The sequence below is a fragment of the Psychrobacillus sp. AK 1817 genome, from assembly GCF_008807035.1.
Taxonomy (GTDB): Bacteria; Bacillota; Bacilli; order Bacillales_A; family Planococcaceae; genus Psychrobacillus; species Psychrobacillus faecigallinarum.
In genome coordinates this window covers 3,138,725-3,153,963 of record NZ_CP031739.1, presented here as the reverse complement: position 1 = coordinate 3,153,963, position 15,239 = coordinate 3,138,725, and the positions used below count along the sequence as shown (strand labels likewise).

General features: G+C 37.8%; 12 protein-coding genes. 5 read left to right on the top strand and 7 right to left on the bottom strand.

All coding sequences use genetic code 11. The features are described 5' to 3' along the window. Window positions 1-298: 298 nt before the first annotated feature. The 4 genes from D0S48_RS15795 to D0S48_RS15780 form a co-directional block, all read right to left on the bottom strand. Window positions 299-1,474, bottom strand: coding sequence for a sugar ABC transporter permease (locus D0S48_RS15795; protein WP_151112613.1), 1,176 nt, complete (start codon window positions 1,472-1,474; stop codon window positions 299-301). A gap of 18 nt (window positions 1,475-1,492) precedes the next feature. After that, window positions 1,493-3,013 (bottom strand): sugar ABC transporter ATP-binding protein, encoded by a 1,521-nt coding sequence (locus D0S48_RS15790; protein WP_151112611.1) that lies wholly within the window; start codon window positions 3,011-3,013, stop codon window positions 1,493-1,495. Window positions 3,014-3,097: 84 nt separating this feature from the next. After that, complete coding sequence (locus tag D0S48_RS15785; protein ID WP_151112609.1) at window positions 3,098-4,204, bottom strand: sugar ABC transporter substrate-binding protein; 1,107 nt, start codon at window positions 4,202-4,204, stop codon at window positions 3,098-3,100. Between the two features lie 247 nt (window positions 4,205-4,451). Beyond that, window positions 4,452-5,084 carry a DUF305 domain-containing protein gene (locus D0S48_RS15780; RefSeq protein ID WP_191963818.1) on the bottom strand — a complete coding sequence of 211 codons (633 nt, stop codon included), beginning with the start codon at window positions 5,082-5,084 and terminating at the stop codon, window positions 4,452-4,454. A 358-nt stretch (window positions 5,085-5,442) separates the two neighbouring features. On the opposite strand from D0S48_RS15780, the gene D0S48_RS15775 reads away from it, so the two are divergent. Further along, window positions 5,443-6,819, top strand: a complete 1,377-nt coding sequence (locus D0S48_RS15775) for a right-handed parallel beta-helix repeat-containing protein (RefSeq protein WP_151112605.1) — start codon at window positions 5,443-5,445, stop codon at window positions 6,817-6,819. 136 nt (window positions 6,820-6,955) lie between these two features. Beyond that, window positions 6,956-8,368, top strand: coding sequence for a VanZ family protein (locus D0S48_RS15770; RefSeq protein ID WP_151112603.1), 1,413 nt, complete (start codon window positions 6,956-6,958; stop codon window positions 8,366-8,368). A 210-nt stretch (window positions 8,369-8,578) separates the two neighbouring features. Here the strand turns inward: D0S48_RS15770 and groL are convergent, their stop codons facing one another. Both groL and groES read right to left on the bottom strand, forming a co-directional pair. Then, window positions 8,579-10,213, bottom strand: coding sequence for a chaperonin GroEL (groL, locus tag D0S48_RS15765; protein ID WP_144540650.1), 1,635 nt, complete (start codon window positions 10,211-10,213; stop codon window positions 8,579-8,581). A gap of 40 nt (window positions 10,214-10,253) precedes the next feature. Then, window positions 10,254-10,538, bottom strand: coding sequence for a co-chaperone GroES (gene groES / locus D0S48_RS15760; RefSeq protein WP_144540647.1), 285 nt, complete (start codon window positions 10,536-10,538; stop codon window positions 10,254-10,256). Between the two features lie 367 nt (window positions 10,539-10,905). On the opposite strand from groES, the gene D0S48_RS15755 reads away from it, so the two are divergent. Then, on the top strand, window positions 10,906-11,625 hold the full coding sequence (locus tag D0S48_RS15755) for a CPBP family intramembrane glutamic endopeptidase (RefSeq protein WP_151112601.1): 720 nt from the start codon (window positions 10,906-10,908) through the stop codon (window positions 11,623-11,625). 12 nt (window positions 11,626-11,637) lie between these two features. Beyond that, window positions 11,638-12,192, top strand: coding sequence for a GNAT family N-acetyltransferase (locus D0S48_RS15750; protein WP_151112599.1), 555 nt, complete (start codon window positions 11,638-11,640; stop codon window positions 12,190-12,192). Window positions 12,193-12,488: 296 nt separating this feature from the next. Here the strand turns inward: D0S48_RS15750 and D0S48_RS15745 are convergent, their stop codons facing one another. Further along, the gene (locus D0S48_RS15745) at window positions 12,489-13,124 is read right to left on the bottom strand and encodes a redox-sensing transcriptional repressor Rex (RefSeq protein WP_144540638.1); all 636 of its coding nucleotides are present in this window, start codon (window positions 13,122-13,124) and stop codon (window positions 12,489-12,491) included. 127 nt (window positions 13,125-13,251) lie between these two features. Between D0S48_RS15745 and D0S48_RS15740 the strand changes: the two genes are divergently transcribed. After that, window positions 13,252-15,183, top strand: coding sequence for an ABC-F family ATP-binding cassette domain-containing protein (locus D0S48_RS15740; protein WP_144540635.1), 1,932 nt, complete (start codon window positions 13,252-13,254; stop codon window positions 15,181-15,183). Window positions 15,184-15,239: the final 56 nt, after the last annotated feature.

The following is a 15,239-nucleotide window of genomic DNA, read 5'->3' as shown; positions in this document are numbered from 1 at the left end:
CTTCTATGAAGACACCTCTACTAAGCATGATTTCCGTTTTAGACGGACGCTTTCCGCGGGGGGAGCGCTAAGCCATCACCGTCGTTTGTGATGACTCATCTGTCTCACTCATCCCACAGGAGTCGTCACCTGCCGCTACAATCAACAGACTGATCAATCATTATTTTTAAAGGAAAAGTTATAATGTTGAAAATGCATTAAGATACTGCAATAGTTTTCAAGTATTATAAAAATTGTAAGAAATAAAAAGACAAAAAGGTATTAGACCTTTCTTAATACCTTTTGTCCATTTCTTCTATTAAGCTCTTTGTTTTCGTGTCATCACATCAAATATTACTGCTCCAGCTAAAACCCCACCACGTATCATATATTGATACGATATTCCAACGCCTAGTAGGTTCATGCCACTTGAAAGAGAAGCCATAACAATTGCACCAATGATGGCGCCAGTTACTTTTCCAACTCCTCCTGCAGACGAAACCCCACCTACATAAGCCGCTGCTATAGCATCTAACTCAAAAAGAGTACCAGCTGTAGTGGTAGCTGATTGAAGACGCGAAGTAAATAATATTCCTGATAAGGCTGCAAGCATCCCCATAGAGCCGAAGACGATATATGTAATCTTTTGTACGTTTATGCCACTGAGATGTGCGGCTTCTGGGTTACTACCCACCGCGTAAATGTGTCGACCAAGCACCGTTTTAGTAGATAAAAAATGATAAATAATAACCACAATTACCATAATAACAACCGTCCAAGAAAAACCATTATATCCCGCTAAAATCCAAGTGATATACGCAATAATTCCTGATATTAAAATAAGCTTAATAGTAAATATGCCATTAGACATTACTTCAAAGCCATATTTCAATTTATTTCGTCGATTAGAAAATTCACTATAAATATACAAAAGTATACCGATCAACCCAACAATCAATGTCATAAGGTGTAATCCGTTAATTTGCATAAGAGATGGTATAAACCCATTTCCAATAGCGTTAAATTGACTGTCCTTAATAATAATTGTCCCTGTTCTTTCCGTTACCTGTAAAAGCGCTCCTCGAAATATTAACATTCCTGCTAAAGTGGCAACAAAAGAAGGAATACCGATTCTCGCAACTAAAACACCGTTAAATAAACCTATAACTACCCCGAAGATTAAGACTGTTGGAATTGTAATCCATATGGAAACACCCCATTGTGTCAAAAATATTGCTGCCACTGCGCCTAAAAAACCAGCGACAAAGCCAACTGATAAGTCAATATGACGGATGACGATAACTAGTGTCATTCCGACTGCTAGCACTGCAATGTAGCCCGCGGAATCTAGTAAATTACTTATATTTCTCGAAGACATAAACAAACCGTTTGTCATAATCGTAAATGTTAATAGAATGACTGCTAAAGCAATATACATTCCATAATCTCGTATATTATCTTTCACAAGGTCCTTAGCCTCTTTGAATAAATTCATGATTCTTCCCCTTTCTATCTATTGAGTAGCGAGTTCCATAATAGCTTCTTGAGATGCTTCTTCTGCAGTCAATTCACCTCTTATAGCTCCATTAGCCATTACATAAATACGATCACTCATTCCTAGCACTTCACCGAGTTCAGAGGAAATCATGATAATGCTCATTCCTTCATTGATTAGCTGATTCATAATCGTATAAATTTCAAATTTTGCCCCCACATCAATACCTCGTGTCGGTTCATCCAAAATTAAGATCTTAGGTCCAGTAAACAACCATTTTCCAAGAGACACCTTCTGCTGATTTCCACCGCTAAGTTTGCCAACTATTTGTTCTAGAGAACTAGCTTTAATATATAAAGAATCCTTATATTCTTTACCGACCTTTACCTCTTCGTTTAAGTTAAGGACTCCTCTGCTTGATATCCCCTTCAGATGAGCAGCAGAGACATTACTCTTTATATCTTGTAGTAAAAACAAACCGTCTCCCTTTCTGTCCTCTGTCACATAGGCAATTCCTGCTTTAATCGCATCACTAGTATGCTTTAGTGTCTTAGATACCCCTTGCATTTCTAACGTTCCTTGAAGCTTATAATTCTTGGGATTGCCAAAAATACTTAATGCAAGCTCTGTACGCCCTGAGCCCATAAGACCAGCAATACCAATAATTTCTCCCTTCTTGAGTTGAAGATTTGCATTTTTAACTACGTTTCTTCCTAGCTGTGTATCATAGGCAGACCAATCTTTTAATGATAAAACCGTCTCTCCGATTTTCTTGTCAGGTCGTTTTGGATAAATATCTTCGATGTCTCTTCCAACCATATTTTTGATGATGACATTTTCAGCCACCTCTCCCTTACTTGCATCTAATGTGCAAATGGTTTTCCCATCACGAAGCACCGTTACCTTATCTGCAATATGAATAACCTCTTTCAGCTTATGCGAAATCATAATGCAGCTAATTCCCTGACTCTTCAATTCTTTTAAGAGTTCTAATAGATTTTCGCTATCATCCTCATTCAGAGCTGCTGTTGGTTCGTCTAAAATAAGTAAGTTAACGTCCTTGCTTAGTGCTTTGGCAATTTCCACGAGTTGTTGTTTACCTACACCTAATTCCTTAATCAATGTTTCTGGAGTCACTTTTAAATTCACTTTTTTAAGTAACCCTGTAGCCTGGACAATCGTTTGATTCCAATCAACAAAGGGACCTTTTTTAACTTCATTTCCGGCAAATATGTTCTCGTAGACCGATAAATCAGGAAAAAGGGCTAGCTCCTGATAGATGATTCCAATACCAGCCTTTACGCTATCACTGATTACTTGAAATTGTTGTACCTGTCCTTCGAACACTATGTCCCCATCATAGGTACCATATGGATATACTCCACTTAATACCTTCATTAGAGTAGATTTACCTGCTCCGTTTTCTCCGACTAAGCAATGGATTTCTGCCTTACATACTTTGAAATTTACGTTGGAGAGAGCCTTTACTCCAGGGAACTCTTTGGATATGTTATTCATTTCTAAAATATAGCCACTCATTCTCGTACCTCCCTCACCTATACAAATTAAAGATAGAGAAAAAGTGATTGATCGCTACAACACTTTTTCTCCTCTTATTGGCTTTTACTTTATACCGGTGAATTCACTTGCCTCATAATACTCTGAATCAATTAACTCTGATTTCACATTGTCTTTATCTACAACAATTACATTCGTTTGTTTCGCTTTCACTTCTATAGCACCATTATCGTAAGAACCAGTAGTTTCAGGAGTTTTTCCATCCAAAATTTCAACTGCCATGCCCATAGCGTCTTTTACTAATGAACGAACATCTTTAAACACCGTCATCGATTGTTTTTCATCAATAATGTATTGTACAGAAGCTTTCTCCGCATCTTGGCCCGTTACAAAATAGCTTGTAATAGCACTATCAGAACCAAACACATCTGCGATTGAACGTGCAGTCCCATCATTAGGAGCAAGGATTAAAACATCCCCTTTTAGGTCATCACTCGCGGCAGTTAAATGTGTTTGTGCCTTGTTTTTTGCTTCATTTGAATCCCAGTTAGTCGTAATTTGCCCGATGATTTTTCCGAGCTGATCACGAGAAAGATCTGCAGAATCCTTTAAAGCCTCTGCTTCACTGGAGTTAGCAATTTTAAATGTACCATCAGCGATTTTCGGCTGAAGCACCTGCCAAGCGCCCTCAAAAAATAGGAATGCATTATTATCAGATGCCGCCCCAGCATACAGGTAAAGAGGTGCATTAGAACCCTTTGCATTGTCTACTAAGTACTGAGCCTGTGCTGCACCAACTGCTAAACTATCAAAAGTTACATAGTAATCGACAGCATCGGTATCAGTTATTAAACGGTCATATGCAATTACAGTAACTCCCTCTTTCTTAGCTGCCTCTACTGCAGATGCAGCTGCCGCACCATCATGAGGAGTAATGATTAATACTTTAATACCTTTATTCAACAATGCCTCTACATTTTCTTTTTCCTTTGCAGATGATCCTTGGCTAAATAGGATTTCCGTAGAATAATCCGAATCCGCTAAAGCATCCTTAAAACGTTGCTCATCCTGCACCCAACGAGGCTCATCCTTCGTAGGCAACACTATTCCCACATCTACTGAGCTACTCCCACTTGCGTCACAAGCTGCTGCTACTATGGCAAATGCCATTAACATAAATAAAAATGTGAATCCCTTGAACTTCTTCAACATTTTTAACACTCTCCCTTTGTATAAAATCCTTACCTTTTAATTATAAATTCTGAATACTTTTATGAAAGCGCTATCAATAGCACTCTTTTAATATTACCTATACTTTTTTAACTTTTAAGTATAAAAATAGAGACGAGCCACCTTGGGTTCGTCTCAAACAGAGAATTAAATTTAAATAAAAAATAGAAGCTGGCCAAAAGGATTCCTAAATGAGCGTTTTGGTCAGCCTCTTCTTGGCTTTACTTTTTTAATCTATAGTCTTTAAAAGTTTTTGCATTTCTGTAGCCTGTTTTTGTTGAGTAGTTATAATGTTTTCTACAATTGTTTTGAGTTCACTATTTTGAGTATATTTCAAGATATTTCCAGCCATTTTTATTGCACCTACATGATGGGGGATCATTTCTTCCAGGAAATCTTTATCTATATTCCCTGTTGGCCTGGCATCTTCCATAGACGCAATCATCGTTTTATAGATGTTATTATAAGCTTTTAAGTAAGATGCCTCCGCTTGTACGTTTACTTCTGGGCTCACCTTTATTTTATCTTTAAGAGCTTCCATTTTCTTAATACCTTCCAGTTGTTCTCTTATAATGGTTGCTGCTATTTTGTTGACTTGTTCATTATCGCTATATTTCAAGACATTTTCAGACATCGATACAGCTGCCTGGTGATGTGGAATCATTTCATAAAGGAAATCAAGACTGGGATCACCTGTTTTAATCGATTCTTCCATTCCCTTTTCCATGATTTGCAATATACTTTGATAATTATCATAATACACTTTTTCATCCGGACCCAACTGTGCATGTGCTTGAATACTAAACATGCATAGTATCAATGTAAAAAAACCTATTCTAGTTATTTGAATGCCTGTCCTCATATTGTACCCTCCCATTATTTACGCTCATTTTATTATGCAAGATATAGAATTACTTTATACAAGTCAGAATGTGTCATTTCTTGCTCAGTAGATTGCGATGTAATGCTCTTTCATCAGATTATTTATTTGTATTTAGGGTATACATTTAAAAGATTGAACAACTGAATCCAATATCGATTTCCACTTTAGATGGACAGTTTTAGGCGGGGTGAGTGATAAGCCATCAGCTTCGCTTCCGCATGTTTGTGAGGTTTATCTGTCTCATTCATCCTGCTAGAGTTGAGCCTTTCGCTACAATTGATAATGAGCTAAGTTTACAATCATATTTAAAAGCATTGTCAGGAGGAACATAGGAATCATGAAAAAATTATTACTGATCTTAGTTGTCTGGAGTTTGTGGGCTATCTATCCTTCGAATTCAATTGAAGCTAAGGCAGAAACATATACTATTTCGCCAAATAGCGAAACATATAATAGGAATCTAATGAACGATTCTAATTACAATAATGATACGAAACATTATTATTTACTTCGTACATATCTTGAACGACTTGAAGAAACAGGTGGTGGCACACTCGAATTAGAAAAGGGAACATACATAGTTTCTAATGTATTGTTCGTACCATCTAATACAACGATAAAACTAAAGGATGGCGCGAAAATTATGAATGGTAGTGAAACAGGTAAATCTAAGCTCAATGCTGACCACTCACTTTTCCATTTCATTCGTCCTTCTCTTGGTAAAAAAGAAGGTGTCTATGGAGGGTATGATGGTGAAAAAAATATTTCCATCATTGGAGCTGGTTCAGCGACGATTGATTTGAATTTCGAAAAGGATGCTATTGCTATTATTGCTGGTCATAATCAAAATATTAGGATTGAAAATATTAATTTTCAAAACATGTATTCCGGTCATTTCATTGAGATAGATGCAACAAAGGATGCTGTTATAACCAACAATAAATTTATGAATTCAATACCTTCAACAACTGAAATCAAAGAAGCAATTAATATCGATACTCCTGATAAGCTAACAAATGGCTGGAGCTCTGTTTGGAGTAAGTTCGACAAAACACCTAACTCCAATATGAAGATAGAAAACAATATTTTCTACGGCCTTGATCGTGCAATTGGCACCCATAAATATTCAGGTGGTAAATATCACGATAAAATCATAATCAGAAATAATAAAATAGAGAAAATGCGTCAGGATGCAATTCGCGTGTTGAACTGGAGTAATGCAACGATAGAAAACAATATGTTTAAAAATGTTGCTCCAGGTAAATACAACGCTAACAGGGGGATTATAGCAAGCGGCGCCCTTAATCCTACCTTCCAAAGTAATGTGTTTATAGACATACCACGGGCAATGCAATTTACTGCCTGGAAAAACAGTGATTCTGGTTCCGAATATGATATAACTTATAATGAGCTAAGTGAGGATAATAAAGAGGCACTTTCTACTAATACTATTATTAATTATGTAGAGGATTTTATCCGAATTAATCCTACATTTAAAAAGTTTGATCAAGAGCATACAGAATTTATTCCTTTAAAAACAGTACAGTCTCCTTCTTCACTGAACAGATACCCTGGCTCTTCAAAAGCGCTAAATATAAGGGGTCAAAATAACTATGAAGAGAGACTTGAAAGTACATTTGGCTCTAATGAAGATCTATCCAACTCAAAGCTACTAAATTTACATTTACAAAACTATTTGAGAATGTATCAGTGAAAAAATTGATTGGTACTAAAAATTAAATATTGCTGTTTAAACTTATTACTCATAAAATCTTAAGATTTATACTAACAGCCTCTTAAGAATTCCTTGCTACGATAAACGTACCAAAATTTTTAGGAGGTTACGTTTCATGGATTTACTGAGTGTAGTGTCTGGTCTTTTACCGTATATAAAATATTCTATTTTCATTTTCGTCATCTTAATGATTGGCTACTTCGTATTTAAGATCTTTTTTCAGAAAAAATATACAATAAATCTATCTAAATTTATTTTTATCATTTTACTAATCTGCTGGGGAATTGTTGTATTAGGTATCACAACTTTAAATAGACCGGCGATGTTTGCAGGTCAGTTTAATCTTAGTCTTTTGAGTAGCTATGTAAGTTCATGGAACAAATGGTCAGTGTCTGAATTTCAGCTAATCATCTTTAATATGTTAATGTTTGTGCCATTAGGAGTACTCTTACCGTTAATTCACAAAAAAAACAAATCGTTTTCGCGTGTACTAGTTATAACAATTGTATTCACACTTTGCATTGAAATTTTCCAATTTGTTTCAGGTAAAGGAATTTTCGAACTGGATGACCTTTTGCATAATACAATAGGGAGTTTAGCTGGGTACTTTTTCGTAATGGCAATCATATTAAGCATAGAGCAACGAAAGTTAAAATTTGCTCCAATTGTAAAAGCTATATCTATTCCTATTTTTTTTGTTGCATTATTTGGTGTTGCAACCGTTATATATAATGCACAGGAATTTGGAAATCTGCCATTCGAGCCTTCACAAAAACAAAACATGGATCAAATAGATGTCGAACTGGAAACAAAGCTCTCCAACAAATCATCGAACGCTTGCGTTTATTACAATTCAAATGTTAAAGATATGAAAAATATAAAATCAATCTCTCAATCCATTGCACAACAATTTGAATTACAACAGCAAGGCGGCATCCGCAGGGAAGGAGAAAACCGTCAATTAAAATTTATAGATGATGAAGGCCTTGTCTATTATTTAACTTATTTCATGTCAAATGGTTTTTGGTCCTTTTCCTCTGAAAATTATAGTGAAGAGCCGCCAAAAGTTGATATTGAACAGCAAAAGCAGGTTATAGAAAATTGGCTAGATAACGAAGGTTTATTTCCAAGTAACGCTATCTATCAGCAGCAGGATGAACGTACAATTCGTTGGGATTTAGCTGAAGCAGTGGATTTACAAACTGTATGTGATGATTTTTCTCAAGGTTTCCTCGTAATCACACTCTCTGATCAGCAAATACCCGACAACATCATCTACGATGTTAGTAACAATGAAATAGTTGGGAAAGAGAAAATCATTTCACAACAGGAAGCATATGAAGCTTTGACAAACGGAAAGTTTAACTTATTCAATCCTTTACAAAAAGGAGATACGCTAACAATAACGGATGTTCAATTAGGCTATACTTATGATACTAAAGGGTATTATCAGCCTATCTATGTCTTTACTGGCAGTGTTAACGATCCAGACTCCACAGTTGAAATATCAATTCCAGCTATTCCATAAATAAAACAGCACTTACTTTGACTAGCTAAAGTTTGTGCTGTTTTAGTATGAATTTTATTTGTTACCCCAATCTCTCATATTCAAAAGATGAAAAAGAGGCTTCTCGAAAGTCTAATAAACTTTCGAGAAGCCCCCGCTAATAACCTCATGTTAGCAATTCAATTTAATCTTACATACAAACCCATTCATATTATGGGTTCATACGGCAGGTTACATCATGCCGCCCATTCCGCCCATGTCAGGCATACCCATGCCGCCTGCTCCTGCTGGTTCTGGAATGTCTGCTACTACTGCTTCAGTAGTTAAGAATAGAGAAGCTACAGATGCAGCGTTTTGTAGAGCTGAACGAGTTACTTTAGTTGGATCTACGATACCTGCGTCGATCATGTTCACCCATTCGCCAGTTGCTGCGTTGAAGCCCATGCCAATGTCTTCGCGTTTTAGACGATCTACTACGATAGATCCTTCTAAACCAGCGTTGTTAGCGATTTGACGAACCGGCTCTTCTAATGCACGAAGTACGATACGAATACCAGTTGCTACGTCGCCTTCTTTTGTTTCTGCAAGCTCAGCTACTTTGTTGTATACGTTTACTAGTGCAGTACCACCACCAGATACGATACCTTCTTCTACAGCTGCGCGAGTTGCGTTAAGTGCATCTTCAATGCGAAGTTTGCGTTCTTTTAGCTCAGTTTCTGTTGCTGCTCCTACTTTCACTACAGCTACTCCACCAGCAAGCTTAGCAAGACGCTCTTGAAGTTTTTCTTTATCGAATTCAGAAGTTGTATCTTCTAATTGGCCACGGATTTGAGCAACACGGCTAGCGATGTTTTTCGTATCTCCATTACCTTCTACGATTGTTGTGTTGTCTTTTGTTACTACTACTTTAGAAGCGCGTCCTAGTTGAGTGATGTTCGCAGATTTTAGGTCTAGTCCTAAATCTTCTGTGATTACTTCTGCACCAGTTAGGATAGCAATATCTTCAAGCATTGCTTTACGACGGTCACCGAATCCAGGAGCTTTAACAGCTACTGCATTGAATGTTCCGCGTAATTTGTTTACTACTAGAGTAGCTAATGCTTCCCCTTCTACATCTTCAGCAATAAGTAAAAGTGGTTTGCCTTGTTGAACTACTTGCTCAAGCACTGGTAAGATTTCTTGAATGCTAGAGATTTTTTTGTCTGTGATTAAGATATATGGATTGTCTAGGTTAGCTTCCATTTTATCTGAATCAGTTACCATGTATGGAGAAGCATAACCGCGGTCGAATTGCATACCTTCTACCACATCAAGCTCTGTTGTGAATCCTTTAGATTCTTCGATTGTAATAACTCCATCGTTACCAACGCGCTCCATAGCTTCAGCGATTAGCTCACCAACTTCTTCATCACCAGATGAGATAGCAGCTACTTGAGCGATAGATTCTTTACCTTCGATTTGTTTAGAGATTGCTTTTAGCTCTGTCACAGCAGAAGCTACAGCAAAGTCGATACCTTTACGAATACCAACTGGGTTAGCTCCAGCAGTTACGTTTTTAAGTCCTTCACGAATCATAGATTGTGCAAGAACAGTTGCAGTTGTTGTACCGTCACCAGCGATGTCATTAGTTTTTGAAGCAACCTCTGCCACTAATTTCGCACCCATGTTTTCGAATGCATCCTCTAGCTCGATATCTTTTGCGATTGTTACACCATCGTTAGTGATAAGTGGTGAACCAAATTTTTTCTCTAGAACTACGTTACGACCCTTTGGCCCTAAAGTTACTTTTACAGCGTCTGCTAATTTATCTACCCCACGCAGCATTGCGCTACGAGCGTCTTCACTAAATTTAATTTCTTTTGCCATGTTAATATGCCCTCCTAATTTTTCTTTTTAAGTTCTTTTATTAGCCAATTACAGCAAGAATATCGCTTTCGCGTAAGATTAAATAGTCGTGGCCTTCATATTTCACTTCAGTTCCAGCATATTTAGAGAAGATAATACGGTCCCCTTCTGCTACGTCTAATTCAACGCGGTTTCCGTTTTCTAGTACTCGTCCAGTACCTACTGCAACGACTTTACCCTCTTGTGGTTTCTCTTTAGCAGAGTCTGGAAGTACGATGCCAGATGCTGTTTTTTCCTCAGCTTCGATTAATTCGATTACAATACGATCACCTAATGGTCTTAACAAGTGAAACTACCTCCCTAAAATAGTTGAATTTATTTTTATTAGCACTCTCACACTTTGAGTGCTAACACACTTATAATAATAATTAAACTTAGAAGAATTTGCAAGTGAGAACATCATTTTTTTTAATAATTTTTAACGCTCTAATCCTCAGTTGGTTTAAAACCTATGAGGCTTCTAGTTTTTGAAAACGAAGATACTAAAGTTGACTATTAAAGATGATTATAAAATGGCTAAGGAGCGATTTTATTTTAGTTTTCCTTTACAATAAGGCTAAGGCTAGTACATCTTACAAAAGCAAGATTATCTATTTACTATCCTGATTAGTAAACTTATAAAAGCAACTGCTATAAATAGAAAGGATATTTAGATGAAACAACAAAAGACAGGTTTATACATATTAATCACCTACTGTGTGATGCAGCTCTCCGGTGCATTATTTGCTCCTCTTCTACTAATAATCTTTAACTATTTCGGCTTAGAAAACGCAAGGTACTTAGCTTCTGGATGGTGGGTTTTCCTTGGAATGGGAATTGCTACAGCTATCACCTTGCTTATGATTCGCCAAGACAAGAATTTTATACGACCTCTAAAAGGGAAGGCATCTGGTCTTCCCGGAGCAATTGGCTGGGGAATTCTTGGCTTTCTCATGGTTTTGTACGGCCAAACATTAGCTGCTAATATTGAAATTAGATTTTTTGGTATAGAAGCTGGTTCTGAAAATACGTCGCAGTTTATGGATCTTGGCAATTCAGTACCTTTTGTCTTTTTCTCCATTGTGCTCTTCGCACCTATTTTAGAGGAGCTTATATTCCGTCGCATCATTTTCGGAACTTTACTGCCTAAAACGAACTTCTTTGTAGCAGCGCTCGTTAGCTCACTGTCCTTTGCCGTCATTCACTTTGAGTTCACACACATACTAATATATGCTGTGTCTGGGTTTATATTCGCTTTCATTTACTATAAAACAAAGCGAATAATCACCTCTATTATTGCCCATATGCTACTTAATGGATTCGTAGTAATTGTTCAGCTGTATAATGAAGAAATCGTCAACTTTTTAAAAAGACTTGCTGAGTTGCAGCAATAAGGGGTAATAATAATGACTTTTTCATTTGTAAGTTTTCCTACAATAGAAACAGAAAGACTCGTCCTCCGAAAAGCAATCGAACGGGATGCAAAGGACATTTTAGAGTTATATTCTAATGAAAACGTAGTACAGTATATGGCCATCGGTCCCTTTACTTCTGTTGAAGATGCTAAGGGCGAAATTAGTTGGTACGAGAAAATTTTTCTCGAACAAACTGGTATGCGCTGGGTAATAGAAGATAAAATAACCCAAAAAGTAATCGGTACTTGTGGTTATTTAAACTATGAGACTGAGCATAAGCGTATAGAAATTGGATATGATCTTTCACCTAATGCTTGGGGAAAGGGAATTATGACGGAGGCGCTTAAGCCCATCATTCATTTTGCCTTTCATGATATGAACATGAACAAAATTGAAGCTGAGGTCACTTCAGAGAATGTTGCCTCCCTTCACCTTTTGAGTAAGCTAGGCTTTCACAAAGATGGTGTCCTAAGACAGCATGAGTTTGAAAAGGGACGCTATATCGATCTTGCTATCTATTCCCTACTAAAAAGCGAATATAAATAGGAAAGCCTTCGACTAGATAATAGTCGAAGGCTTTTTTTCTTATAAGATTGGTATCAGCGCCCGCCTTGCCCCTCGAGGTCAAATGGACAAAAGCTCCGGTGGCTGAGGAACTGCCTCCTTGCTTTTCTCCATTTGCTTGTCGGGGCAGACATAGGCGCTTGCGCTTTTCTTATTTGTCTAGCGCAAGCAGCCTTGCCCCTCGAGGTCAAATGGATAAAAGCTCCGGTGGCTGAGGAACTGCCTCCTTGCTTTTCTCCATTTGCTTGTCGGGGCAGACATAGGCGCTTGCGCTTTTCTTAGATCTCGTTTCGAATCATGTAGATGAGTGTTTGAAGTTCAACTGAAAGGTCAATCGTATGTACGCGAATCTCATCTGGAGTACTTATTGGGACTGGGGTGAAGTTTAAAATTCCTTTTACATTAGAGCCCACTAAAAGATCAGCTACTTCCTGAGCCGCACGACTTGGAAGTGTAAAAATCACTAATTCAATTCCGTATTCCTTTAGCTTTTCCAACATCACACTAGAATGAAATACAGGAATGTCACTAATAATCGTTCCTTCGAGTGGTGCCTTCGTATCGAATGCCACTACAATTCTAGTGTTATGGTTTTTTTGAAAGTTATATTTTACAAAAGCTGTTCCTAAGCTACCAACACCTATTAGTGCGACCCGTGCCGCCTCATCTTGGTCTAGTGTTTTTCTGAAAAACTCAAGTAGATGGGGCACATCATAGCCGTACCCTTTCTTTCCTAGCGCACCGAAATGAGAAAAATCTCTTCGGATGGTTGCTGAATCTATCTTCATCGCTTCACTTAGCTGTTGGGATGAAACTCGTTTATGATCTGCATTATGAAAGCTTTGTAAAAATCTATAATATAAAGGAAGTCGTTTCATTGTCGCTTGAGGGATGCGAGGTACATCACGTTTCATAAGTGTCCTCCTATTGTATAAGGCAAATTCATTTTTACACGTTACCTTTCTTTTATTGTAAAGGGAGAACGTTGCAACGACAAGTCCTATCTATTACACTTAGGATAGAATTGAGGTGCAAATTAACGTGATTGTTTTACAAGTAAACCAAGTAACTAAATCCTTTAACGGTGAAGATATATTAACAAACGTAAAGTTAGAAGTTCAAGACCGCGACCGAGTTGCACTGGTTGGGCGTAATGGTGCGGGAAAATCTACTTTACTTAAAATAATTGCTGGAGAAATGTCATACGATTCCGGTGACATTATTATGCCTAAAAATATTAGACTGGGCTATTTAGAGCAGCATGCGGGTCTTGAATCGAAGCTGACGATTTGGGAGGAAATGAAATCGATTTTTAGTCATTTGATTGATTCTGAAAGAGAACTGCGCTCACTAGAAGCACAAATGGCTGACCCTTCTATCTATGAAGATTCAGAAGCCTATGCTAGAGTTGCAGCTACCTATGACGAGCTTCAGCTTGCCTTTAATGAGGCTGGTGGATACCGCTTTGAATCGGATATCCGTTCCATCTTACATGGTATGCAATTTTTCCCTGAGGATTATGATAAGCCAGTACAAGCGTTATCCGGGGGACAAAAAACGAGATTAGCATTAGCTAAAATGCTGTTGAGCAAGCCCGATTTGCTTATACTCGATGAGCCTACGAACCATTTAGATATTCAAACACTCAGCTTCCTTGAAAACTATTTAAAAAACTATAGTGGTGCCATTTTGATTGTATCCCATGATCGATATTTCCTAGACCAGGTAGTAAATTTAGTGTATGAGGTTTCACGTCATAACGTTACGAGATACGTAGGTAACTATAGCGCGTATTTAACGCAGAAAGCGAAAAATTATGAGCTCGATAAAAAGAAATATGAGAAGCAGCAGGAGGAAAAAGCAAAGCTAGAGGACTTTGTTAGCCGTAACCTGGCGCGTGCTTCTACAACGAAGATGGCACAATCTCGAAGAAAGGTTATCGAGAAAACTGACTGGATGGATGCCCCAGATGGCGATGAGAAATCCGCTAACTTCGGCTTTACCATTGACCGTCCTAGCGGTAATGATGTTCTGCGTTTAGAGGATATTGCTGTAGGTTATCCAAATAAAACCGTTTCCTCTAACATCTCATTTTCCGTTTATAAGCAAGACCGCATCGCTTTGGTTGGACCAAATGGTGTCGGTAAGTCCACCTTGCTAAAAACTATTATGAAGCAGCTCCCTTCAGCTGGTGGTAATATTCAATACGGCACAAATGTGCAATTTGGATACTATGACCAGGAGCAGGCAGCTCTTACTGGCAATAAAACCGTCCTTAAAGAGCTATGGGATGAATGGCCTCTGATGAATGAGAAAGATATACGCAATGTGCTAGGTCGCTTCCTCTTCTCTGGAGACGATGTGCAAAAAACTGTGTCTAATCTATCCGGTGGAGAAAAGGCTAGACTTGCACTTGCAAAACTCATGCTATTGAAGTCGAATACACTTGTACTAGATGAGCCTACTAACCATTTAGACTTAGACAGCAAGGAAGTCTTGGAGAATGCATTGCTTGATTTTCCAGGAACGATTATTTTCGTATCACATGACCGTTACTTTATTAATCGAATTGCAACGAAGGTAATTGAACTTTCCTCTGATGATGCCACCCTTTTCTTGGGAGACTATGATTATTATTTAGAGAAAAAGGAAGAGCTCGAGGAAATCGCCATGGAAAATGCAGTGGTTCAAAACACTGTAGTTCAAAAGGTCAATACGTCTACAATTGATAAAGAGGCGAAGAAAAAGGAACGCCAGCTACGTCGTCAAATTGAGGAACTAGAAGGACAGATTCCTTCCATAGATTCAGAAATTGCTTCTATAGAAGAGAAGCTATGTGATCCAGAGATATTCCAGGATCATGAGGCAGTCCAAAAGCTACAAGGCGAATTGGATATACTAAAGGTAAAGCAAGACACAATCTCCAACGAATGGCTGGAGCTACAGGAACAATTAGAAGAGATTACAGGGTAAACCGATTGACTCGGTTTACCTTTTTTTATATGGGGAAAAATAATAATGTCGAACGG